At 65.3% G+C, this 24281-nt stretch carries 19 protein-coding genes; 8 read left to right on the top strand and 11 right to left on the bottom strand.

Going from position 1 to position 24281, the window contains the following annotated elements; all coding sequences use genetic code 11:
- Window positions 1-159 precede the first annotated feature (159 nt).
- The 7 genes from AB3X86_RS15445 to AB3X86_RS15415 all read right to left on the bottom strand — a co-directional run bounded on the left by AB3X86_RS15445 (window position 160) and on the right by AB3X86_RS15415 (window position 6662).
- Window positions 160-1041, bottom strand: coding sequence for a plasmid partitioning protein RepB C-terminal domain-containing protein (locus tag AB3X86_RS15445; RefSeq protein ID WP_085546313.1), 882 nt, complete (start codon window positions 1039-1041; stop codon window positions 160-162).
- Complete coding sequence (locus tag AB3X86_RS15440) at window positions 1038-1940, bottom strand: plasmid partitioning protein RepB C-terminal domain-containing protein (protein ID WP_059671207.1); 903 nt, start codon at window positions 1938-1940, stop codon at window positions 1038-1040. The genes AB3X86_RS15445 and AB3X86_RS15440 overlap by 4 nt, the downstream gene beginning before the upstream one ends.
- The gene (locus AB3X86_RS15435; protein ID WP_085546312.1) at window positions 1937-3502 is read right to left on the bottom strand and encodes a recombinase family protein; all 1566 of its coding nucleotides are present in this window, start codon (window positions 3500-3502) and stop codon (window positions 1937-1939) included. Before AB3X86_RS15435 ends, AB3X86_RS15440 begins: the two co-directional genes overlap by 4 nt.
- Window positions 3503-3627: 125 nt before the next feature.
- Window positions 3628-4074, bottom strand: a complete 447-nt coding sequence (locus tag AB3X86_RS15430; RefSeq protein WP_368596603.1) for a hypothetical protein — start codon at window positions 4072-4074, stop codon at window positions 3628-3630.
- Between the two features lie 136 nt (window positions 4075-4210).
- Window positions 4211-4519, bottom strand: coding sequence for an AlpA family transcriptional regulator (locus AB3X86_RS15425; RefSeq protein WP_238326640.1), 309 nt, complete (start codon window positions 4517-4519; stop codon window positions 4211-4213).
- A gap of 666 nt (window positions 4520-5185) precedes the next feature.
- The gene (locus AB3X86_RS15420) at window positions 5186-5452 is read right to left on the bottom strand and encodes a hypothetical protein (protein ID WP_368596602.1); all 267 of its coding nucleotides are present in this window, start codon (window positions 5450-5452) and stop codon (window positions 5186-5188) included.
- 130 nt (window positions 5453-5582) lie between these two features.
- On the bottom strand, window positions 5583-6662 hold the full coding sequence (locus AB3X86_RS15415) for a substrate-binding domain-containing protein (protein ID WP_368586787.1): 1080 nt from the start codon (window positions 6660-6662) through the stop codon (window positions 5583-5585).
- 134 nt (window positions 6663-6796) lie between these two features.
- Between AB3X86_RS15415 and AB3X86_RS15410 the strand changes: the two genes are divergently transcribed.
- Genes AB3X86_RS15410 through AB3X86_RS15395 form a run of 4 tightly spaced genes read left to right on the top strand, consistent with a single transcriptional unit; the run spans window position 6797 to window position 12098 of the window.
- Complete coding sequence (locus AB3X86_RS15410; protein ID WP_368596601.1) at window positions 6797-7282, top strand: NAD(P)H-dependent oxidoreductase subunit E; 486 nt, start codon at window positions 6797-6799, stop codon at window positions 7280-7282.
- A complete protein-coding gene (locus tag AB3X86_RS15405; RefSeq protein ID WP_368596600.1) occupies window positions 7279-8853 on the top strand; it encodes a formate dehydrogenase beta subunit in 1575 nt (524 codons plus the stop codon). Before AB3X86_RS15410 ends, AB3X86_RS15405 begins: the two co-directional genes overlap by 4 nt.
- A 15-nt stretch (window positions 8854-8868) precedes the next feature.
- The gene (gene fdhF / locus AB3X86_RS15400) at window positions 8869-11835 is read left to right on the top strand and encodes a formate dehydrogenase subunit alpha (RefSeq protein WP_368596599.1); all 2967 of its coding nucleotides are present in this window, start codon (window positions 8869-8871) and stop codon (window positions 11833-11835) included.
- An 8-nt stretch (window positions 11836-11843) separates the two neighbouring features.
- Window positions 11844-12098 (top strand): formate dehydrogenase subunit delta, encoded by a 255-nt coding sequence (locus AB3X86_RS15395; RefSeq protein WP_176369260.1) that lies wholly within the window; start codon window positions 11844-11846, stop codon window positions 12096-12098.
- Window positions 12099-12184: 86 nt separating this feature from the next.
- Here AB3X86_RS15395 and AB3X86_RS15390 read toward each other — a convergent pair whose 3' ends face one another.
- Window positions 12185-13879: an FAD-dependent monooxygenase gene (locus tag AB3X86_RS15390; protein WP_368596598.1), complete on the bottom strand. Its 1695-nt coding sequence runs from the start codon at window positions 13877-13879 to the stop codon at window positions 12185-12187.
- Between the two features lie 189 nt (window positions 13880-14068).
- Between AB3X86_RS15390 and AB3X86_RS15385 the strand changes: the two genes are divergently transcribed.
- On the top strand, window positions 14069-15916 hold the full coding sequence (locus AB3X86_RS15385; protein WP_368596597.1) for a tetratricopeptide repeat protein: 1848 nt from the start codon (window positions 14069-14071) through the stop codon (window positions 15914-15916).
- A 77-nt stretch (window positions 15917-15993) separates the two neighbouring features.
- On the opposite strand, the gene AB3X86_RS15380 is transcribed toward AB3X86_RS15385, so the two are convergent.
- Window positions 15994-17295, bottom strand: a complete 1302-nt coding sequence (locus AB3X86_RS15380; RefSeq protein ID WP_184226321.1) for an MFS transporter — start codon at window positions 17293-17295, stop codon at window positions 15994-15996.
- A 326-nt stretch (window positions 17296-17621) separates the two neighbouring features.
- Between AB3X86_RS15380 and AB3X86_RS15375 the strand changes: the two genes are divergently transcribed.
- Both AB3X86_RS15375 and AB3X86_RS15370 read left to right on the top strand, forming a co-directional pair.
- Window positions 17622-18146: an N-acetyltransferase family protein gene (locus AB3X86_RS15375; protein ID WP_368596596.1), complete on the top strand. Its 525-nt coding sequence runs from the start codon at window positions 17622-17624 to the stop codon at window positions 18144-18146.
- A 180-nt stretch (window positions 18147-18326) separates the two neighbouring features.
- Window positions 18327-19298 (top strand): hypothetical protein, encoded by a 972-nt coding sequence (locus AB3X86_RS15370; RefSeq protein ID WP_368596595.1) that lies wholly within the window; start codon window positions 18327-18329, stop codon window positions 19296-19298.
- A gap of 29 nt (window positions 19299-19327) precedes the next feature.
- On the opposite strand, the gene AB3X86_RS15365 is transcribed toward AB3X86_RS15370, so the two are convergent.
- Together AB3X86_RS15365 and AB3X86_RS15360 are read right to left on the bottom strand one after the other, a co-directional pair.
- Window positions 19328-20779 (bottom strand): gamma-glutamyl-gamma-aminobutyrate hydrolase family protein, encoded by a 1452-nt coding sequence (locus AB3X86_RS15365; RefSeq protein WP_368596594.1) that lies wholly within the window; start codon window positions 20777-20779, stop codon window positions 19328-19330.
- A gap of 127 nt (window positions 20780-20906) precedes the next feature.
- Window positions 20907-22664, bottom strand: a complete 1758-nt coding sequence (locus tag AB3X86_RS15360; protein WP_368596593.1) for a cation:proton antiporter — start codon at window positions 22662-22664, stop codon at window positions 20907-20909.
- A 213-nt stretch (window positions 22665-22877) separates the two neighbouring features.
- On the opposite strand from AB3X86_RS15360, the gene AB3X86_RS15355 reads away from it, so the two are divergent.
- On the top strand, window positions 22878-24254 hold the full coding sequence (locus tag AB3X86_RS15355) for an amidase (RefSeq protein WP_368596592.1): 1377 nt from the start codon (window positions 22878-22880) through the stop codon (window positions 24252-24254).
- Window positions 24255-24281: the final 27 nt, after the last annotated feature.

Below are 24281 nucleotides of genomic sequence, written 5' to 3'. Positions count from 1 at the left end.
CAACGACCCCAAATCATCCAGATTGAAAGGATCCGTGTATCGCTCGGTATCGCTCACACCAGGCCAGCGCTGCGACCCTCCTGATAGGGGGAGGTAATCTCTGATCCAACGAAGTCAGCTCGCCAATGAACTCGAACTGGACCAAATCCAGACGCATTTCTATTTGTCGAGCGACACCGTCTGCACGATGTCTTCGAACTCTGCGAACATGTCGGGCTGGTACTTCGACAGAAAGCGCACGACGGCGTCATTGTCGAGCAGCTTGGCAATGTAGCCCTTGGCGAGCACGAGATTGAGCACGTCCTGCCCATACGACTGCTCGATTAACTTGAACTGGCCGTGGACGTTGCCCATCTCGCGCTCCATGCGCGCCATTTGATCCGCAGTTACGCCGCCCATCTTCTTCGGCTTCGCCTCTCCTACAAGCATCTCCGGCGGTGTCGCCGCGAGCAGCGCCTGACAATACGCTACCGTAATATTGTTCGCCGCGAGCATCAGCTCCACAGCCTCGATCTGCCGCGTTGGCTTCATCTTACGCAGCACGGCGCCGAGGTTTGCCGAGAACTGCTGGTCCTTCAGCAACTCGGCGGCTTCTTGGCAAAGCCCGTCAAGCAGATGCATTTTCTTGATGATGTGGCTAATGTCGACGCTCAGGGCCCGGGCCAGCCGTTCGGGCGTTACACCCCGATCAACCGCACGCCGGATCATGAAGTGCTCCTGGATCGTGGACAGGCGGTTGATCCGATTGTTATACGTATAGCTCTCGTCATCGATTGCGACGAAACACGGCGCATCGACGAATTCAAGTTGCCGGAGCGCGAGCATCCGGATATGCCCATCGAGCAAGACATGTTGGCCTGTTTTCGGATCCGATTTGCTGATTGTGAGCGGTTCGATCAGGCCGACCTCCTCGATCGACGACAGAATCGTTTTGAATTTCTTCGACTCGAGAACGCCATCAGGCGTTTTGCGCGATGGCAGAATCCGGTCGAGCGTGACGACGACGGGCTCGGGAACAAATCCAATGGGCGGCTGGCTCATACGACATGACTCCCTTCCCAGACCCGCTCGGCCAAATATTTCGGCAGCGTCTCCAGACCTTCTGCACGCAGAAGATTGGTGAAATTTTCATCTTCAAGTAACTGACGCAAGGCTTCGACGATGAATAGCAGCCGCTGTTGGGTCATTTCCGCCTTCCGGATCATCAGTCGCTGACGTTCGACCTCATTCTGGTAGTTTCGTACCAGGCTCGATGGCGTCACCTCGGTCTTTTTGCGCGAGGCGCCCCGAGCGAGCGACCGGCCTTGCGTCCGCCGCCGCTCAATAACGCGCCGTGCCTGAATCAACTGACTCCCGCGCAATGTTCCCGCCTCATAGGCATCTTGCAACGCGGCCTGAATGGCCTTATCGTCGTTGCCGGCACCCGCGATGGTCATCGCGGCATTGAGCGGAATACGCCCACGTTGGACTGCAGCCAACAGACGCTCTTCGCCATTCTTGAGCAGGTACAGGATCCCCTGGATGTATTCAACGCTCAGGCCGGTTTTTTCGGCGATAGCCTTCTTGTCGTACCCCAGATCGCGCAGGCGTTCGATGCCGCAAAGTAGCTCAAGCGGCTGATACTGGCGTCGCGCGATGTTCTCCGACAGACTCATGATGAACGCCTGCTCGTCGTCCACATCCTCGACAATCGCCGGAATGTGCGACTCGCCAAGCACCTGGAATGCCTTGAGACGTCCCTCTCCGCAGACCAGCAGGTAGCGCCGCGCCCCACCCGGACCGTTGCGTGGCGCCACTCGGATCGGTTTTTTCAAGCCGACTGCCCGAATGTTCGCGACGATTTCATTGAACACCCTGCTATTGCGCTCGCGCGGATTGAGCACGTCGATCAGGTCGACCGGGATCATCTGCAGGTCGATCGCGGAATGTTCCTTGTTCATGCGGCCCTCCGGAGGCGATAGCGTTCGGCCATGCCATATAGGTAGTCCAGGTTCTCGAAGCGGTAGCTCTCGTACTCGATGCGGTTGTGATCGGCAAGCGATATCCCGGGCTGCCCGAAGTCGAGACGAGGCAGTAGGTAATAATCCAGTGGGTTCTCGTTGGATTCGTCGAGCCGAACTGCGACCGTAATGTCAGGCAGCAGGCTCGCGTCGAAGCGCACCTTCCAGCGCCGCCGGCCGTTATCCAGAACAAGACAGCGCGCAAGCACCATCGACACGGTGAATTCACGGTTCACATCGAGCAGGTCGGTCGCGAGATCCCGCTGGACCGAGCCGCCCAGGTCAAGGATCATGCGCTCGGTCTGACTGATGATTTCCGGATGCAGCCGGCGTAGGAACTGGTTGACCTCGAGGAACCGGTAGTCGCGGTCAGGCGTGAATCCAACCGCCTCATAGGCGCGCAGCAGGCTGCCAAAACGGTGGATGTATGCTGCCGTCGACGGCATACCCTCGGCCTCGTCAATAATGAGCCCAGACAAGACGCCGCGCTGCCTAAACAGATTTCGCAGCTTCTCGAGCAATTCCTCGTTGCTATACCGGTGCGATCTCGCCCGGAGGATGCCTTGCGCGGTGTAGAAAATGTCGGGCGGAACGATCGCCTCGAACGCGCCGTCCTTGCGGATCCACATCTCCGGCTCGTTGACCACGCGGTGCTTCTTGAGCTTGTATGAGATCCGGTTGTAGATGTTGTTGCCAATGTATTTCTCATTGCTGAGCACCTGCCGCACCGTCGCCCTCGTCCACTCTCTCCCGAGATCCGTGGGAATACATCCTGCGTTCAGCCGCGAGCCGATTTCCGATTCGGTGAGCCCGTCGTCGACGAACCATCGGTAGATCTGATTAACGGTTGCGACCTCCTGCTCGGGCCCTGGCATCAGGATCACGCGATCGGTCTGCAGGCTCTTGTGCTCGCCACGCGTTAGCTCGCCCTTGAACGTGCCGCTCTGATCGACGAGGACACGCCGCAAGCCGTAGCCAGCCGGACCACCCTGACGATATCCGAGCTCGATCAACCGGCACTGCCCCGCGAACACCTTGGCCGACAGTTCCCGGCTGTATTCGCCGGCCATCGCGCGCTTGACTCCCTTGACGATGGTCGAGACCGGTGAACCATCGTTCTCAAACTGCTCCGCACAGTACGTGACCTGGATACCGGCACGCTTGCAGATGTATTCGTAATAGGCACTCTCATCGGCGTCCTGGAAGCGCCCCCACCGGCTCACGTCATAAACGAGGATCGCGTTGAAATCGGCCTGGCCGGATTCCACATCCCGGATCAACTGCTGCAATGCCTGTCGACCGTCGATACTGAGCCCGCTCTTGCCTTCGTCGGCGTAAGTCCGGACGATCTGGATGCCGCGACGCTCGGCATATTCCCGGATCTTGTCCGCCTGATTCTCTGTCGAGTATTGCTGATGCTCGGTGGACATTCGGACATATTCCGCTGCCCGGTAGGTCACGGATGAGGGCGAAGCATCATTGGGGGGATTTTCCTGCCACATGGTGACCGGTCGCCTGATCGAGAGGGTTGCTGTTCCCGGACATCCCGCCGGGGGCCGGCGTGACGGGCGATCCAGCCCCGTCACGGTCTCCGGGAAACGGTAAGTGGCGAGCTTTTTTGTGTCGATCACGTCCTCTCTTTGCACGCGTCCATCTTGCGCGGACATGTATCGCACACAGGCGTGATCTCGACTAGCCAGGAATCCGTCGAAGCTCCTGTTGGCGGAGAAATTGGCGTGAGCCGGTACACGCCGGACGGCGCGATGCACACGTCCATCTTTGCAACGCTGACAGAGGCCGCGAACGGCTGGCCTCGTTGCCGGGCGCGGCCGCTGGTCACATAATCCGAGCGGTCACGCCGGTACTGACGCCAGTAATCCGGGTTCTGGCTCAACCACGCGCGCTGCGCATCACGCTGGTTGTCGCGGTAGTCGGAGTCGGTGCGGAGTTTCTCGCGCTGCCACTGACGCTTGCGGGCGCGCTGGCAAGCGGTCGACGAGCAGTAGGCCTGATGGGGCGACTGCGGACGCGGCTCGAACAAATCGCCACAGCAGACGCAAAGCTTGTGTGCCATCGAGAATCCCCCGAGCGGAACGCAATCGGGGGAAATTGTCTACGGTGATGGCTTACTTGCGGAGAATGGAATCCGAGATGTCATCGCCGCCAGTTAGCACGAGTACACTTGAATTCTCTGCCACCGGGCGCTGGGCTCAGTCCTGTGCCCGGACAACTTTGTACCAGCGTGGTACAGGCCCACTCGGTGCCGGGGCCTCGACATTGCGGCCAGACAAAGGCTGCCCCGCAGAAGTGCCCTGCGCAGGAGTCTTTGATTTGTCCGATGTCGACGACATCAGACATGACTCCTCGAAGGCTTCGACGTCCACGTGGCGATACACTACCCGGCCGCACAGTTTCAGGTATTTCGGTCCAATTCCATCGCTGCGCCAGCGTTCTAGAGTGGCTTCGCTGACACCCCAGCGCGCAGCCAGTTGGCGCTGATTGAAATGAACAATGTCCATCTTGGACTCCCTTCGAATGGGTTGGTGGGAGTCCATGAAGGCGCTGTTTCGTCCGCAAGCCAAGCCGGATTAAGGACATCGGTTCGATTCCTCATTGGGAATCGAACTGGCTCCCGATGCAAATCTGTAGCACCTTTCCCAGCGCGCATGTCCAGACGATGGGCGCATTTCGCAATTCGTGGAGTTGACGTGTCAACCCCACTTTTCGAGACAGTTCGCGGCATTTGGCGACTTGCCTAGATTTCGGTCTGGCGCGTGTCAGACGGCGGTTTTAAATAGGGTGCGACACTACCACCAAACACCTGGCACGTTCGCAATGAACGGCTCCGAAAAACCCCGGTAGCTTCACGCTGCCGGGGTTTTTTATTTTCGGTACCGTCCGCGACCAACAACATGACCCGGTAGCACCGCCGGCTGCATGAGCAACTGGCCGGCGGCCACGGCGGCGCCGACCGACAGGCCGTCGGACGACTGGACTCCAATCCCGAGCTCGGACGGCAAGCAGCGATGGGCGTACAAGCAGGCCGGCGAGGCAAGGGGGACGACTTCAAGGACGCAGCCGGTCCGCAAACTGCGCCACCATCGCACCCGCCACAAAGCACAACGCCGGCCCAAGGGCCGGCGTTGCGTCAAACCTCGAAGCTCGGGCGAAGCCCGCGCCGTTCCTTAGTCGTCCTTCGGGCACTGCAGATTGCAGCCACTCGGATCGCCCATGTCACCGCGCTTGCGCGCTGCCGATCGTTTGCCGTGCTGATACTTGTCCGACGGCGCGGACGCGGCGAACGGCATCTGCGGATGCTCGTTGAGGCGGAATTCATCGTTAAGGATGCCCCCCGGCACGCCAGGCGAGTTTTGCGCGTAAGCGACGGAGACGGTGGCACAGAGCACACCAGCCGCGGCAACGGCGGCGCATGCGTGGAAAAGAGCTTTCATGTTGGTTCGGCGCGGCTTGCCGCGCGGTTAGAGCGGATACGAAGCCAAGAGAGTAGCCGAAACCGGCTTGCCGCGCAGCAGCGCGCGCCGAGCGCCATCGAGTTTCTGATTACGAGCTCTTACGCCGCCGTTAAGCTAGCGCGCCGCCGAGCCCCTCGTCGAGATCGACGAGCCTGCCGCAGTCGCACGGATCGTAGCCGGCGAGCTGCTCGACACGATGGTGAAACGCGCTGCCGCGCAACAGATTGATCACCGTCGCGAGCGGCGCGCGTGACAGGTGCGCGCGGTCGCACGCGAAGTAATAGTCCTCGTCGACGATCGGAATAAAGTCGAGCCCGAAATGATGCGCGGCGGGCTGCACGCCGAAGCCTATGTCCGCCATGCCGCTCGCGACGAACGCCGCGATCGCGGAGTGCGTCAGCTCGGTCGACGCATAGCCGTTCACGCGGTCCGGGTCCACCCCGATCTGTCGCAACGAAAGATCGAGCAGCATCCGCGTACCCGAGCCGGGCTGGCGGTTGACGAAACGGATGTCATCGCGTGCCAGATCGCCGAGCCCACCGATTCCCTTGGGATTGCCCTTGCCGATGAAGAGCCCTTGCTTGCGGCGGGTCAGATGCACGAGCACATGCCGTTGCGGATCGAGCCAGCGCCGGTAGGTATCGGCGCACACCGCGCGAAACTCGCCGAGCGGCAGGTGAAAACCCGCCAGATCGCACTCGCCGCGCGCGAGCGCGCTGACCGCGTCGGCGCCGTCGCGGTATTTGATCTCGACCGGCAGATCGTTGGCGACTAGTGCAGTCACGAGCGCGGCCACCGCATAACCGTGCGACGCGTGGATGCGCACGTTATCGGTGGGGGGCGCGAGCCAGCGGTTCAGATCGCTCGCCACTTCGCTCGCGAGCGCCTGCAGATTGCCGTCGAGCCGCTCACCGCAGAGCCGTTGTCCACGCAGCACCGCGTGTCCGAGGTCGGACAAAACCGAGCCGCGCCCCCGCTCTTTCGCTATCAGCGGACCGCCGAGCCGCTCCTCGATGCTTCGCAGCAAACCCCACGCGTGCCGGTAGGACAAACCCTTAAGCGCCGCGGCCTGCGCAATGCTGCCGGATTCATCGACAAGGGCGAGTAACGGCACCACGTCAGACAGGCTGGCCTCGCGGCCGTCCGCCCCCTTCACGACCAGCTCGACCTGACATTCGATCCTGACCATATATGTTTGACCGTTTCCTATTGCACGCGCCGATTAGCCCGCCTATCTTTCGGCTATACCATATCGAATAAGCGAAGCATACGTGCACGTATTATGAATAACAAGTGCATATATCGCTTTGAGGAGCCCCCACTTTGGACGATTCTCTCGCCACGGCGCCGGATCAGCTCGTGCAACGACACGCGCAACCGGGCCGCACGCTCATGACGATCCTGCATGCGATCCAGGACGAACTGGGCTTTGTGCCACCTGCCGCAGTCGGACCGCTCGCCCGCGCGTTGAACCTGTCGCGCGCGGAAGTGCACGGCGTCATTACCTACTACCATCACTTCCGCACCACGCCGGCCGCGCCCGTCACGGTACAGCTGTGCCGCGCCGAAGCATGCCGCAGCATGGGCACCGAGGCGCTCGCCCAGCACATCGAGGCGCACACGGGTTGCCGCTTTGACACCGGTCAACACGACGACGCGACGGTAGAACTCGAATCGGTGTACTGCCTCGGCCAATGCGCGCTGTCGCCGGCGATGATGCTCAACGGCACGCTGCACGCACGCGTTACGCCACAGAAATTCGACGCGCTGCTCGCCGCAGCCAGCAAACGCGTGGAGGTGCCGGCATGACGCGCATCTATGTTCCGCGAGATTCGTCGGCGCTCGCGCTCGGCGCCGACGCGCTGGCCGAAGCCATCGCCAGCGAAGCCGCGCGCCGCGGCATGGCGATCGAACTGATCCGCAACGGTTCGCGCGGCTTGCTGTGGCTCGAACCGCTGGTCGAAGTCGCGACGCCCGAAGGCCGCATCGGCTATGCGAATGTCGACGTGGAAGACGTCGCTGCGTTGTTCGACGCGGGCTTCGTCGACGGCGGCGAGCATGCGCGGCGCGTCGGCGTGGTCGACGAGATTCCGTATCTGAAGAAGCAGCAGCGCCTGACCTTCGCGCGGATCGGCATCACCGACCCGCTGTCCATCGACGACTACGTCGCACACGGCGGCCTCGAAGGCCTACGCAACGCGCTGCAAACCGACGGCGATGCCGCCTGCGAAGCGCTGATCCAATCCGGCCTGCGCGGCCGCGGCGGCGCGGCCTTCCCGGCCGGCATCAAGTGGCGCACGGTGCGCGGCGCGAAGGCCGCGCAGAAGTACGTCGTCTGCAATGCCGACGAAGGCGATTCGGGCACCTTCTCCGATCGCCTGGTGATGGAAAGCGATCCGTACGTGCTGATCGAAGGCATGATCATCGCGGGCATCGTGACTGGCGCAACCGTCGGCTACATCTATGTGCGCAGCGAATACCCGCACTCGATCGCGACGCTCGAAGCGGCCATCGCCCGCGCGCGCACAGCCGGCTGGCTCGGCGACAGCGTGCTCTCGAGCGGGCAGCGCTTCGAGCTGTTCGTCGCGAAAGGCGCGGGCTCGTACGTGTGCGGCGAAGAAACCGCGATGCTGGAATCGCTCGAAGGCAAGCGCGGCATCGTCCGCGCGAAGCCGCCGGTGCCCGCCCTCGTCGGTCTCTACGGCCAGCCCACCGTGATCAACAACGTGATCACGCTCGCCACGGTGCCGATCATCTTCGCGCGCGGCGCGGCGTTCTATAAGGACTTCGGCATGGGCCGCTCGCGCGGCACACTGCCGTTCCAACTGGCCGGCAACATCAAGCGAGGCGGCCTCGTCGAACTCGCGTTCGGCGTGACATTGCGCCAACTGCTCGACGACTTCGGCGGCGGCACCGCGAGTGGCCGACCGGCGCGCGCAGTGCAGGTCGGCGGTCCGCTCGGCACATATTTGCCGGAAAGCCAGTGGGACATCCCGATGGACTACGAAGCGTACGCGGCAGTCGGCGCGGTGATCGGCCACGGCGGTCTCGTCGTGCATGACGACACGTCGAACCTGGCCGAGCTCGCGCAATACGCGATGCACTTCTGCGCGCTCGAATCGTGCGGCAAATGCACACCGTGCCGGATCGGCTCGACGCGCGGCGTCGAAGTGATCGCGCGGATTCGTAATGGCGATACCTCGACGCGTCAAGTGCAACTGCTGCGCGATCTGTGCGACACGATGGTGTCCGGTTCGCTGTGCGCGATGGGCGGCATGACGCCGTTCCCGGTGCTGTCCGCGCTCGATCATTTCCCTGAAGACTTCGGTCTCGCCGCCGATCCCACCGCCGACCGCGCCAGCAAAGCGGCCGCGGCCTGACACGAGGAGTTCACCATGTCCGATCAGTTCAACTCTCCCGTCCCCCTGGGGGGCGGCTGCGGCTCAGGCAACTGCGCTTGCAAGTCGCAAGCGCAGGCACGCGCCGCCAACCCATTCTTCGACGACACCGACTACGGCACCCCCGCGCGTCACTCGGACATCGACGTGACGCTCGAAATCGACGGCCAGGCGGTGACCGTGCCCGCCGGCACGTCGGTGATGCGCGCGGCGGCCGAAGCCGGCGTCAACGTGCCGAAGCTGTGCGCGACCGATTCTCTCGAACCGTTCGGCTCATGCCGTCTGTGTCTGGTCGAAATCGAAGGACGGCGCGGCTATCCGGCCTCGTGCACGACGCCGGTCGAAGCCGGCATGAAGGTGCGCACGCAGACCGACCGTCTGCAGACGCTGCGTCGCAACGTGATGGAGCTGTACATCTCCGATCATCCGCTCGATTGCCTGACCTGCCCCGCCAACGGCGACTGCGAACTGCAGGACATGGCCGGCGTGACGGGCTTGCGCGAAGTGCGCTACGGCTTCGACGGCGAGAATCATCTGAAGGACAGGAAGGACGAATCGAATCCGTACTTCACGTACGACCCGTCGAAGTGCATCGTCTGCAATCGCTGCGTGCGCGCGTGCGAGGAAACCCAGGGCACGTTCGCGCTGACGATCACCGGACGCGGCTTCGAATCGCGCGTCGCGGCGAGCGAGAACCAGCCCTTCATGGAATCGGAGTGCGTGTCGTGCGGCGCGTGCGTGGCCGCGTGCCCGACCGCGACCTTGCAGGAAAAGACCGTCGTGATGCTCGGCCAGCCCGAGCACTCGGTCGTCACCACTTGCGCGTATTGCGGCGTCGGCTGCTCGTTCAAGGCCGAGATGAAGGGCAATCAGGTCGTGCGGATGGTGCCGCACAAGAACGGCCAGGCCAACGAAGGCCATGCATGCGTGAAGGGCCGCTTCGCGTGGGGCTACGCGACGCACAAGGACCGCATCACCAGGCCGATGATCCGCGCGAAGATCACCGACCCGTGGCGCGAAGTCAGCTGGGACGAAGCGATCTCGTACGCGGCATCGGAATTCCGTCGCATCCAGGCCAAGCATGGGCGCGATTCGATCGGCGGCATCACGTCGTCGCGCTGCACGAACGAAGAAACGTACCTCGTGCAGAAGCTCGTGCGCGCCGCGTTCGGCAACAACAACGTCGACACCTGCGCGCGCGTCTGCCATTCACCGACCGGCTACGGCCTGAAGACGACGATCGGCGAATCGGCCGGCACCCAGACGTTCGCGTCGGTCGATAAGGCCGACGTCATCATGGTGATCGGTGCGAATCCCACCGACGGCCATCCGGTGTTCGCCTCGCGTCTGAAGCGCCGCGTGCGCGAGGGTGCGAAGCTGATCGTGGTCGATCCGCGCCGCATCGATATCGTCGATACGCCGCACGTGAAGGCGTCGCATCATCTGCAATTGCGGCCCGGCACCAACGTCGCGATCGTCAACGCGCTCGCGCATGTGATCGTCACCGAAGGCCTGCTCGACGAAGCGTTCATCGCCGAGCGCTGCGAAACGCGCGCGTTCGAGCAGTGGCGCGATTTCGTCGCGCTGCCGGAGAACTCGCCGGAAGCGACCGAAGCGGCAACCGGCGTGCCCGCGCAACAGGTGCGCGAAGCCGCGCGCATCTACGCGAGCGCCGGCAACGCCGCGATCTACTACGGCCTCGGCGTCACCGAACACGCGCAAGGCTCGACGATGGTGATCGGCATCGCGAACCTCGCGATGGCGACCGGCAACATCGGCCGCGAAGGTGTCGGCGTGAATCCGCTGCGCGGCCAGAACAACGTGCAGGGCTCGTGCGACATGGGCTCGTTCCCGCACGAGCTGCCCGGCTATCGGCACATCGGCGATCCGCTCGTGCGCACGCAATTCGAAAACGCATGGAACGTCACGCTGCAACCGGAACCAGGCCTGCGCATTCCGAACATGTTCGACGCCGCGCTGCACGGCAGCTTCAAGGGCCTGTACTGCCAGGGCGAGGACATCGTGCAGTCGGACCCGAACACGCATCACGTGGCGGCGGCGCTGTCGTCGATGGAATGCATCGTCGTGCAGGACATCTTCCTGAACGAGACCGCCAAGTACGCCCACGTGCTGCTGCCCGGCTCGTCGTTCCTCGAAAAGGACGGCACGTTCACCAATGCCGAGCGCCGCATCTCGCGCGTGCGCAAGGTGATGCCGCCGCTCGGCGGGTACGCGGACTGGGAAGTCACGCAGCTGCTGTCGCGCGCGCTCGGCTACGAGATGGACTACACCCATCCGTCCGAGATCATGGACGAAATCGCACGGCTCACGCCGACCTTCCACGGCGTGTCGTTCCAGAAGATCGACGAACTGGGCAGCATCCAGTGGCCATGCAACGAGGACGCGCCCGACGGCACGCCGACGATGCACGTCGGTACCTTCGTGCGCGGCAAGGGCAGGTTCGTGATCACGAAGTTCATCGCCTCGCCTGAGAAGGTCACGCGCAAGTATCCGCTGCTGCTGACGACCGGCCGCATCCTGTCGCAGTACAACGTCGGCGCGCAGACGCGCCGCACCGACAACTCGCTCTGGCATGACGAAGACCGGCTCGAACTGCATCCGGACGATGCGGAGGAACGCGGTATCAAGACCGGCGACTGGGTCGGCATCGAATCGCGCGCGGGGCAGACCGTGTTGCGCGCGAAGGTGACGGAGCGCATGCAGCCGGGCGTCGTCTATACGACGTTCCACTTCCCCGAATCGGGCGCGAACGTGATCACGACCGACAGCTCCGACTGGGCGACCAACTGCCCCGAATACAAGGTGACCGCGGTGCAGGTGATGCCGGTCGAGCAGCCGTCGGAATGGCAGAAGGACTATTCGCGCTTCAGTAGCGAACAGCTCGATCTGCTGAAACGGCGCGAGCAGGCCGATTCGGCCGCGGCCGTTACCGCGGGCAAGTGAGGCGAGCGATGGACAATCGGAATCTGATCGACATGGCGAACCGGATCGGCGACTTCTTCGAGTCGATGCCCGACCACGAGGAAGCGCTGACCGGCGTCGCCGAACACATCCGCCGCTTCTGGGAGCCGCGCATGCGGCGTGCGCTGCTCGCAACCCTCGACGAAGCGCCGGACACCTATGGCATCGCGCTAACGAACTTCACGCGCGAGGCGATCGTCAGGTATCGCGAGAAGTTGACGCCGGCCCAGGCGTCGGCGGCTTAGGCTTAGACTTAGGCCATTTTCTCAACCACCGTGGCACGGCGGCGAAATCCGCTGCCGCGCACGTGTCACGCAACAGGCGACCCTGATCACAGCGTCGCCTGCTCGTGTATCTCTCCCCCCACCGCAAACCACGCCTCGCAGTGCCGTACGAGACCGTGCAGGTCCGAGCCGGTGCGTCCGCGCGCGCTGATATAGCCGTCGGGCCGCACCAGATAAAACGACGGCCGCGTACGCCCATACGATTCGGACAGCGCCGGGCCGCCGTCGCCGCTCGTATCGGTGACGCGCCAGATCCGCACCGCGTTCGGCAGCAGCCGCTCGACCTCGGCGGCGAGCTTTTCCACCTCCGAGTCCGGCGGCGCCGCATGCTTCGCGGCCGGATCGAGCGGCGTGCCATCGACGGGCAGCGGCGGCACCAGCAGAAACAGCGAGAAGAACGCCGGATCGTGCAGATCGAAAATGCAGCCGACGCCGGGCGCGCGCCCGAGCGGACCGTCGACGACATGCACCAGCGCATCGGGCGCGCGCTCGCCCGCGCGCGGGCCGCCGTCGAGCACGCGTTCGAGCGTCAGCGGACTGCGCCGGTACTGGATCGCCAGCTCGCTGATCGTCGCGCGCGCGGCATCGCGCAGCGGCCCCAGCGCGGCCAGCACCGGCATCACGCGCTCGCGCAGCAGCTTCAGCGGACCGTGATCGGCCTCGGCCATCTGCGTGATGAAGCCGGTCTGGCGCAGCACGTCGCGCTCGATCGGATGCCGTTCGGCGTGGTACGTGTCGAGCAGGCGATCCGGCGCTGCGCCGCCGATCACACGCGCGAGCTTCCAGCCGAGATTGAGCGCTTCCTGGATGCCGGTGTTCATGCCCTGCGCGGCCGCGGGGCTGTGCACGTGCGCGGCATCGCCGGCGAGGAAGATGCGGCCCACGCGCAGCCGATCGACCATCCGGCTATTCACGTGGAAATACGCCGACCACGCGAGATCGGACACGTCGACGCGCTCGCGCACGCGTCGCGCGATCAGCGCCTTGCATTGTTCGAGCGACGGCACTGCGGGGGTGGCGGGCGGGGCGGCGCTGCCGGACGGCTCGACGGCATGATCGGCGATCAGTCGATGACGGCCGTGGCCCATCGGAAACAGCGCGACGAGACCGTCGCCCGACGCGAAGATATGGAACTCGTCGTCGGGCCAGTCGGTTTCCGCGTGCAGGTCGGCGAGCAGGAAGGTCTGCTCGAAGGTCTTGCCCTCGAAGTTCAGGCCGAGGCGATGGCGAATCGAGCTATGCGCGCCGTCGGCGGCGATCATGTATGACGGGCGCATGCCTTCCGTACGGCCGTCCGCGCGGCGCAGGGTCGCCTGAATGCTCGCGGAGCCTTGCATGAACGCCATCAGTTCGATGCCCCGCTCGACCTTCACGCCGAGCGTCGCCAGATGCTCGGTGAGAAGCCGTTCGGTCACCGACTGGTCGAGAAACAGCAGATAGGGATAGCGCGTGTGCAGCGGGTCGAAATCGAGCTGCGCAAGCCGCATGCCGTTCGAAAACAGATTCGCGACGCGCGCACGATGGCCGAGTTCGAGAAACGGCTCGATCAGCCGATGCTGCTCGAGCAGCTCGAGCGTGCGTGCCTGAATGCCGATCGCGCGCGAGTAAGGGTTCGGCTGCGGCGCCTTGTCGATCAGACGCACGGGGATATGAGCACGCGCGAGACTCATCGCTGCGGCAAGTCCAGTGGGACCGGCCCCGACGATCAGCACCGGCGACGCGTCGTAGGCGGCAGCGTCCATGCGGAACTCCGGAGGCAACAATGCGTTCTAGTGTACGCCGCCCCTCTCGCGCACACCGGTGCGCTGCATCAATCGCGCAGAAGGAGCCCCCGTCGCTGCAAAGGCGCCGCGAGCCGCGTAAATCCGGGCCCCTTGCGCAAGTATGGGAAAATGCGGCCCAGTCTGATTGATCCGAATGCCCTCCCCGTCATGCAACCTGTATTTGACCGCGCGTTCGCGGCGCATCGTGACGGCCGCCTCGACGAGGCCGAACACGGCTACCGCGCCACGCTCGACCACGACCCCAGCCATGTCGATGCGCTGCATCTGCTCGGCGTGCTGCGCCACCAGCAGGGCCAGCACGCCGAAGCCGCGGCGCTCGTGCGGCGCGCGGTCGACCTGCGCCCCGAAGACGCGGCGCTGCAGCTGAACCTCGGCAATGCTCTGAAGGCGCTCGGCCAGATCGACGCCGCGATCGAGCAGTTCCGCAACGCGCTGACGCTCGCGCCGACGTTCCCGATGGCGCACTACAACCTCGGCAACGCCTACGCGTCGCTGGGCCGTCACGAAGACGCCGCCGATGCGTTCGAACGCTCGCTGCGCCTGCAGCCGGATGACGCGTCGTCGCACAACAATCTCGGCAATGCGCTGCACGCGCTCGGCCGTCACGCGGACGCGATCGCGTCGTTCCGGCGCGCGCTCGAACTGCGCCCCGGTCACGCCGGCGCGCTGAACAACATGGGCATGTCGCTGAACGCGCTCGATCGGCCGAACGAAGCGGTGCCCTGCTTCGAGGCCGCGCTCGCCGCCGAGCCGCGCTTCGTCGCCGCGCACTTCAACCTCGCGAACACGTTCGATGCGACCGGCCGACATGCGCAGGCAGTCGCGTCATTCGAAGCGGCGCTGCGGCTGCAGCCGAACCTGCCGCCCGCGATCTACGGCATGGGCAACGCGCTCGCGGCGCTCGGCCGGGCCGAGCAGGCCTTGCCGTATCTGGAGCGCGCGGTCGGGCTCGATCCGCAATTCGCGCTCGCGTGGCTCGCGCTCGGCACCGCGCACCAGGCGCTCGGCGCGCACGCGGCCGCGGTGCGCGCGCTCGATCAGGCGTTGCGGCTGCGCCCCGACCTCGCGTCCGCGCATATGAACCGAGCGCTCGCGTGGCTTGCGATGCGAGACTTCGAGCGCGGTCTGCCCGAATACGAATGGCGCCTGCAAACCGTCGCGCAACCGGCGATCCAGACGCTGCCGCGCTGGCACGGCGAGTCAATCGACGAGTACACGCTGCTGATCCATGCCGAACAGGGTTTCGGCGACACGCTGCAATTCGTGCGCTTCGTGCCGCTCGCCGCGCAGCGCGCCGCGCGCGTCGTGCTCGAAGTGCAGCCGCAGTTGGTGCCGCTGCTCGCGCCCGTCGCGCAGGCGTGGCGCGTCTCGCTGATCGCGCAAGGTCAGCCGCGCCCCGCTGCCGATCTGCAGATTCCGCTGCTGAGCCTGCCGCTCGCGCTCGGCACGCGCTACGACACGATCGACGCGCGCACGCCCTATCTGAGCGTGCCGCCGGCCTATCGCCGCAAATGGCGCGGCTCGCTCGGCGGTCAGGCGAAGCGCAAGATCGGGCTCGCGTGGTCGGGGCGCATCCAGCGCAACGAAACCCGCACGATGCCGCTCGCCGCGCTGGAGCCGCTGTTCGCGCTCGACGGCATCGACTGGATCGTGCTGCAGCCCGATCTGTCCGAAGACGAGCGCGCGGCGCTCGACGCGCATCCGCGCGCGGCCGCGATCCATCGCTTCGACCAACGGATCGGCGACTTCGCGGATACCGCTGCGATCGTCGAGCGGCTCGACGCGGTGGTGTCGATCGACACCTCGATCGCGCACCTTGCCGGCGCACTGCGCAAGCCGCTGTGGCTGATGCTGCCGTTCGCCGCCGACTGGCGCTGGTTCGACGGCGACACGCGCAGCCCGTGGTATCCGGGCGCGACGCTGGTGCGTCAACCGCAGCCGGGCGCGTGGGATGAAGTCGTCGAAGTGGTCGCCAACGAATTGCGCCACGGGTAGCGACGGACCACGCTCCGCCAACAAGCAAAAACCCCGCTTGCGCGGGGTTTTTGCTTTCAGAACATCGGGCGAACCCGTCAGGCCGCCCGATACTGATTGCGCGCCTCCGGCGTGCGATACAGGAACAGCGTCGCGAGCAGACCGCAGATCGCCGCTACGCCGAGGACGAGACCCGGCGCCGCCTTGTTGTTGGTCACGTGGATCAGCAGCGTGGCGATGGCCGGCGTGAAGCCGCCGATCGTCGTCGCGAGACTGTACGCGAGCGAGAAGCCGGCGGTCCGCACTTCGACCGGCATCACTTCGGTCAGCGCGACGACCATCGCGCCGTTGTAGCAGCCATACAGGAACGACAGCCACAGCTGCACGGCGAGCAGACGCGCGAACGACGGCTCGGCGACGAGCCATTGCAGCGCCGGATACGCGGTGAGGATCGTCAGGATCGTGAACGCGAGCAGCACCGGACGGCGGCCGATGCGATCCGACAACGCGCCCGACACCGGCAGCCAGATCAGGTTCGAGATACCGACGCAGACGGTGACGACCAGCGCGTCGATCGCCGTCAGCTTCAGCACCTCCTTGCCAAAGGTCGGCGTATAAGCCGTGATCATGTAAAACGACACGGTCGTCATGACGACCATGCCCATGCCGCCCAGCACTACGGGATAGTTCGCGGCCATCGACTTCAGGATCTCGCCCATGCCCGGACGATGCTTGCGAGCCGTGAACTCCTCGGTCTCCTGCAGCGAGCGGCGGATGATGAACAGGAACGGCACGATCAGACAGCCGATCAGGAACGGCACGCGCCAGCCCCACGCGAACATCTGGTCGGCGGGCAAAATCTTGTTGAGCCCCACGCCGATCAGCGCGGCGAATACCACCGCGACCTGCTGGCTGCCCGACTGCCACGAGCAATAGAAGCCCTTGTTGCCCTTCGTCGCGATCTCTGACAGATACACCGACACGCCGCCGAGTTCGGCGCCGGCCGAGAAACCTTGCAGCAGCCGCCCGAACAGCACGAGCACGGGCGCCACTAGCCCGATGGTCGCGTAGCCCGGTATCGTCGCGACCGTCAGCGTGCCGAGCGCCATCAGGCTCAGCGTGAGGATCAGGCCTTTGCGGCGGCCGTGATGGTCGATGTAGGCGCCGAGCACGATCGCACCGAGCGGACGCATCAGGAAGCCCGCGCCGAATACGGACAGCGACAGCATCAGCGACGCGAAATCGCTGCCGCTCGGGAAATAGGTCTTGGCGATCGCGGAAGCGTAGTAGCCATAGACCATGAAGTCGTACATCTCAAGAAAGTTGCCGCTGACGACGCGGAACACTGTCTTGACCTTGGATTCTTCGGTTCTGGAAGCGGCGTGGGTCGCGGTAGACATGACACTCTCGGAGAGGCCCGCCGCCCAGTCGGACGGATCGACGCGGACGGTGACGAGCGGGCAGTTGGAACGATCCACCGCGATTGGCAAGCGGATCCCGCAGTCGGACACGCGGTTATCGATTGGCGAAGCGCGCCCGGGGGCGCCGCATTCCGCTGCCCACGGCGTTCATCCGAGATTAGGGTAAACGCTGAGCTTGATGCGGGGCCGATGCCACGTAATGTTACTGCTGATAAGGTCGACGCGAAACGCATGCAGTTTGCTTACGCGCGACACCTGCGGGCGGCGGTAGACTGCCCGCGCAAGCCATTCAGTTGATTACTCCGATGCAAACCACCCCTGCTCTTTCCCTGCGCCCCGCCACGCTCGAGGACGCCGCGCTGATCGCGTCGATCCACAGCGCCAGCTGGCAGGCGACCTATCGCGGTCTGTTGCCTGACGCGTTCCTCGACGGCGAAGTCACGCGCGAACGCGCCGCCTATTGGGAAGCGCGCCTCGGCGCCCCGGGCGGCGACCGCCGCATCGTGCTGATCGCCGAATTGGCCGGCGAGCCGATCGGCTTCGTGTGTGTCGAGCGACAGCCCGAGTCCGCATGGGGCGTGCTGCTCGACAACCTGCATGCGCTGCCCGGTTATCAGGGCATCGGCGTCGGCAAAACGCTGATGCACGCAGCCGTTGACTGGACCCGCGCGCAAGGCGAGGCCCAGCTGTATCTGTATGTGCTCGAGGGCAATAAGGCGGCGATCGGCTTTTACGAGCGGCACGGCTGGCAGTTGGTCGGCGCGGAGCCCGACCATATGGGCGGCGTCGATATCACCGCGCTGCGCTACGTGTACCGGTTGAAGTCCTGAGCACCGCAGTTGGGCTGCGCGAAGCGAACACCCGTGATGTCCCCGTTTTCGGAGTCATCTGAAGGGTGGACAGGGTAGTTTCGAGGCACGATATTCTGTCGCCGATGCCTTCATCGGTCCCCTACAGATTCCGTCACTGCCTCACCGGTAGTCCTTGTCACGAGGCACCGGCAGAAACCGATGACCAGCACGCCGCTCACCTTGATCGAAGGCGCATTCGCCCTTCCCCCTCTCCGTCCGCTCAATCAACTGTCCGAACCGTTCGGCCGCGATTGGGCGTTGCTGCCCGACACTCACTGCTTGCGAGCCGGATTCGATTCGCTATATGCCGCGCTGCTGCGCACCGTCTGCATCAGGGATCAGCCGTTGCTGTCGTATGGGCAGTGGGTGTCGATCGAGGGCGCGCTGAGCGGCGTGAAGCGTCCGGCCGAGGCTCCGGTCGCGGACGCCACGCAGCATGCCGCGGAAGCGGCGCATACCGCGACGGTGACGCGTCCCGCCATGCAACGGAAGGTGCCTCAGGGTCCAATGCGTATCGCGCTCACGGCCCGCTCGCCGCGAATCGCGCAACGGCGCTCAGTTTGGAATCGACGTGCGGTCGCGGCGAGTGCCGGGGTAGTCGGCTGCGTCGCGGCGCTAGTGTGGTGGATCGTCGATCAGCCTCTGGCGCCGCGGCACATGGCCTCCGAGATGCTGAAGTCGGCGCAGGCTTTGATGCCGCGTCGCGATGCGCCGGTGATTGCCGAGGCCGTCACACCGGCTGCTGTGCTTCCGCCATTACCTGTCGACGTGGCCGCCGCTGCACCCGCCCCCATAGCGGCTTTGCCTCAGCGCAACACCACGCGAAATCCGCGCACGCCGCGTGATGCGATTCACTCCTCGCCTGCGCGTCGTGCGCTTCGCGCGCAAACGCGTCCGCTTTCGGTAAATCGCCATGCCGCAAACGAGTCGTCGCATGAAGCGCGCGTTCGAACCCGGTTCGGCGATGACGAATACGCCGACGTGACGACCCTCGCGATGATGTCTTCACGCGACGCCGCGCCGCTGCCGCGCTCCACCGTGTCGAACGATCGGCCGGCGGACAGCTCCGAGTGGATGAATCACATATCGCAGCGACGCGTCACCGAAATCCCGGAACAATTCGCGCAATAATCGCCGCCAGCCACATAGCGTGGCCCTGCTCAAAACCGCGTCTCCCGCGCGACCCGCAGGAACGTATCGAGCAACGGCGTGCAATCGAGCAGCTCCGGCCCGCCCGCGCGATGAAACTCCGGATGCCACTGCACGCCCATCACGAACGGCGCGCGCCGATAGCGCACGGCCTCGATGATGCCGTCCGACGCCGACACCGCCTCGATATTCAGATCGCGGCCCAGTGTCTTCACCGCCTGATGGTGGATCGAGTTGACGATCGCGTCGCGTCGTCCGGGGAACATGTTCAGCAGCGTCGAACCGTCGGGAAAATGCACGCCGTGCCGGTGCTGATCGTAGTTCTCGTTGACGTGGGCGTTCGCGGTAGGCACATCGGTCGCGATGTCCTGATACAGCGTGCCGCCGAACGCGACGTTGATCAGCTGGCAGCCGCGGCACACGCCGAGCACCGGCTTGCCGGATTCGACGAACTCGTGCAGCAGTTCTAGCTCGTACATGTCGCGCACGCGGTCACCGGGCCATTCGTGACTGCTCGCCGTTTCCGCGTAGGTCTGCGGCGATACGTCGGCACCGCCTTGCAGCAGCAGGCCGTCGAGATGCTTCGCATAGTCGCGCAGACGGATGTTGCTCGGGTGCAGCATGCCCTGATGACCGACGGTCGGGATCATGAATACCAGCACGTCGCGCGACATCACCCAGTGCGCGATCGACTCCTCCAGATACTGCAGCGTCTTGCCGCGCAAGCCCTTCGCGCCCGGTTCCGGGTGGAAGATGCGCGCCGACACGCCGATGCGCAGCGTGCGCTGCGTGATCCGCTGTCCCGCGCGATCGAACAGCTGCCGCGCGCGCGCCGCGACGATACGGCCGAACACGCTCCACGCCGAATCGCTCTGCTTCAGATAACGCGGCGGCGACGGCGGAAGCGCGTTGGGCGGCGGCGGATTGGTGGCGCTGAAATCGGGTGCCGCGCCGAATCCGGGAGGCGGCGAGCCGGGCGCGCGCGCCGCGCGCGCGGCGGTTTCCTCGGTGGCGATCTCGCCGTCGGTGGCGACGTCCGCGGCGCTGAGGCCGCCACCCACTAGAGGCTCGCCGGCGGCTGCGGTCGGTTTGACGGCTGGCTCGGGTTTCAGCGTGGTCGCGCCGCCGGGGCGCGTACCGGCGCGCCGCGCTTCGCGCTCGTGCACCGCGGCTTCCTGGCGCGCGGTCGATTCGGCGGCGGCGCTGCGTGCCTCCATCGCGTCGCGCAGCCGGGCCGTGCGCGGATCTTCGCGAGTAACGGACGATGCGCTGATCGGATCGTCGGTCGACGACCGCGCGGTCGCCTCCTCGGTGGCCGGGCTCGTATCTTTGGCGGCCGACTGGGTGGCATCTTCATGCGACGGAGGAAGCGAGGGGGCCGGTGCGGCCGGCGTGCCGCTCTGCGCGGGCGAGTTCGGCGGTGGACTGCCGGTCGTGCCGGCGTTTTCGGGTTTGTCGCTCATGACTGTCGGACGGGCGCCTTCCGCGCGAACGAATGAATATGCCCTGATTATCCGTCAGTGCAGCAGGCCCGGCAAACCCGCAAACAATTACTCACATTGTTGCGAAGCTTTACACAAACCCTCTGAATCAAGGGTCCGGCCGCTCGTCGAAAGTCTCCCGCAACGCGATCTGCATCGACGCGTGAATCTTCACGCACCATCGCCACACGAGCGTGAGCAGCAGCGCGGCGCACGCGAGCACCGCGACGAGCAGGCCCGTCGGCGGCAGGATGCTGCCCGACAGCGCCGCCACCAGCAGAAACACGCCGATCATCGACACGATCGGCACGAGGTCGGCGATCGCGTGACGCAGCGCGCTGGTGAAGCGCCCGGCAGCGGTCGGCAGCACGCTGACTTCGGCGAGCAGCAGCGCGAGCGACTTGGTCTTGCGATACACGGCCACGAGGAACGGCAGCGACACCACCAGCGCGACACTCCACTGCACGACGCGTTGCAATGGCTCATCGTCGAGCCAGTGCGCGAGCAGCCGGCCGCTATGCGGCGCGCTATATGACACGACCAGGAAAATCGCCGCGACGAGCGCGAGATTCACCGCGATCTGCAATACGATGCGCCGCGTCATGCTGATCAGCGTCGGCTCGCCGCGCGCCGCGACCAAACTGCGCAGCCATTGCCCGTACATGCCGAACGCGTTGGATAAGGTGGCGGGCATCGCATTCGCGATGCGGCGCGTCAGCGGATCGGCGACGCGGATCAGATAGGGGGTCGTCAGCGTGGTCAACGCCGACACGGCGACCGCGATCGGATACAGAAACCCGCTCGTTACCTTCAACGTCAAACCGAGCGTCGCGATGATGAACGAGAACTCGCCGATCTGCGACACGGTCATGCCGACGCGCATCGACGTGCGCCCGTCCTGCCCCGACAGAAACGCGCCGAGCCCGCACGACACGATCTTGCCGACGATCACCGCGAACGTGATCACGGCGATCGGCCATCCGTAGTCGAGTATCACGGCCGGGTTCAGCATCAGTCCGATCGTCACGAAGAAGATCGCGGAAAACGCGTCCCGCAGCGGCGCGATCAGATGCTCGATCCGATGCAGATGGCGCGACTCGGCCATGATCGCGCCGATCAGAAACGCGCCGAGCGCGATGCTGTAATCGAGCTTGACGACCAGCAGGCAGAAGCCGAAGCAGAAGCCGAGCACGGACACGAGCATCATCTCGTTGCTGCCGGTGCGCGCGACGTAGTTCAGCGCGCGCGGCACGAGCAGCACGCCGACGAGCAGCGACACCGTCATGAACAGCAGCAGCTTGCCGAGCGTGACGGCCGCGAGCCCGGCCGACAACTGCCCGGTCTGCGCGATGCCGGTCAGCAGCACGAGCATCGCGATGCCCAGAATGTCTTCGACGATCAGAATGCCGAACACGAGCTGCGCGAAGCTTTCGCGTTTGAGTCCGAGGTCGGACAGCGCCTTCACGATGATCGTGGTCGACGAGATCGCGAGGATCGCGCCGAGGAAGAGCGAATCCATCGGGCTCCAGCCGAATGCATTGCCGATCGCGTAGCCGATCCACAGCATCAGCACGATCTCGGACAGCGCGGCGACGATCGCCGTCGCGCCGACCTTGAACAGCTTGCGCAGGCTGAATTCGAGCCCCAGCGAAAACATCAGGAACACGACGCCCAGCTCGCCGAGCGTCTGAATCGTCTGTTCGTCATGGATCAGCTGGAACGGCGGCGTGTACGGTCCGATGATCACGCCGGCCACGATATAGCCGAGCACCACCGGCTGCTTCAGGCGATGGAACAGCACGGTGACGACGCCCGCCAGCGCCATCACCACGGCCAGATCCTGGATGAAGCCAATGCCATGGTGCATGAGCGTTTTCCTTACAAACGGTAATCTCGGAAGGCGCAGTGTAACAAACGGGCCGGCGATGTTTTTGGCGAATTCGCGCGCCGCGCCGCGCCGGCCCTGGCAGGCCGCTCGGCCGCAAAACCTTGCTCTACAATGCGGACGGACCTTTCCGTTGGCTCGACACCGCCCCGCTCATGCGCCCGAGCCGCGCTCAACCGGATCTCTACCGACATCATGGCCACTGACTTCGCTCCGTTCCCGCCGCTTGCCCAGCTTGCCGCCGATCTCGCCGCCGGCCGCACCACCAGCCGCGCGCTCGTCGAAACCGCGCTCGAGCGGATCGCCGACCCCGCCGGCCAGGGCGCCGCCGTCTTCATGCACGTCGACGCCGACGCCGCGCGCGCCGCCGCCGACGCGCACGACCGCCTGCGCGCGGCCGGCACCGTGCTGTCGCCGCTCGCCGGGATTCCGGTATCGGTCAAGGACCTGTTCGACGTCGAAGGCCAGCCGACCCGCGCGGGCTCCGTCGTGCTCGCCGATGCGCCAGCCGCGAAAGCCGACGCGGTCGCGGTCGCGCGGCTGAAGCGGGCCGGCGCCGTGATCGTCGGGCGCACCAACATGAGCGAGTTCGCGTTTTCCGGGCTCGGCCTGAATCCGCATTACGGCCATCCGTTGTCGCCGTACCGGCGCGGCGTGAAGGGCGACGAGCGGGTTTCGGGCGGCTCTTCGTCGGGCGCGGCGGCATCGGTCGCCGACGGCATGGCGGCGGTCGCGCTCGCCACCGACACCGGCGGCTCGATCCGCATTCCAGCCGCGTTGTGCGGGCTGACCGGCTTCAAGCCGACCGCCGCGCGCATCCCGAAGCAGGGCGGCGTGCCGCTGTCGTCGACGCTCGATTCGTTCGGGCCGATCGGTGTATCGGTCGCCTGCTGCGCGCTGGTCGACCGGATGCTCGCCGGGCTCGAGCCGCGCATCCCGGCCGCGCGGCCGCTCGAAGGCGTGCGCCTCGGCGTGCTGACCAACTTCGTGACCGACGGCGTCGAGCCCGAAGTCGCGCGCGCGATCGACACCGCGCTCAAGCACCTGGAGGCGGCCGGCGCGATCGTCAGCGAGGTGCGCTTCGCGCCGCTCGACCGCCTGCCGGAAATCAACCGCTTCGGCTTTGCGCCGATCGAGGCGTATGCGTGGCATCGCCCGCTGCTCGACAAGCATCGCGAGCAGTACGACCCGCGCGTGCTCGTGCGCATCATGAAAGGACAGCCGGCCACCGCGGTCGACTATCTGGACCTGCTCGCCGAGCGCGCGGCGATGCTCGACGAAGCCGCGCGCACGCTGTGGCAGCGTTTCGATGCGGTCGTCGCGCCGACGGTGCCGGTCGTGCCGCCGCGCCTCGCCGACCTGCTCGACGACCACACGTTCAGCCACACTAACGCGCTGATCCTGCGCAACCCGAGTGCGTTCAACTTCCTCGATAGCTGCGCGCTGTCGCTGCCGTGCCATCTGCGCGGCGACGCGCCGGTCGGCCTGATGCTGGCGGGCGCGCCGTACGCCGACGACGCGCTGCTCGCAATCGGCCGCGCGGCCGAGGCGGTGTTGAAAGCGATCCGTTAAGGCGCGGCAATCGTCAGGCGATAAGCG

Source organism: Paraburkholderia sp. BR14374, from assembly GCF_040948685.1.
Classification (GTDB): domain Bacteria; phylum Pseudomonadota; class Gammaproteobacteria; order Burkholderiales; family Burkholderiaceae; genus Paraburkholderia; species Paraburkholderia youngii.
Note: the sequence above shows the minus strand (reverse complement) of the source record. Positions and strands in the feature narration are given on the sequence as shown.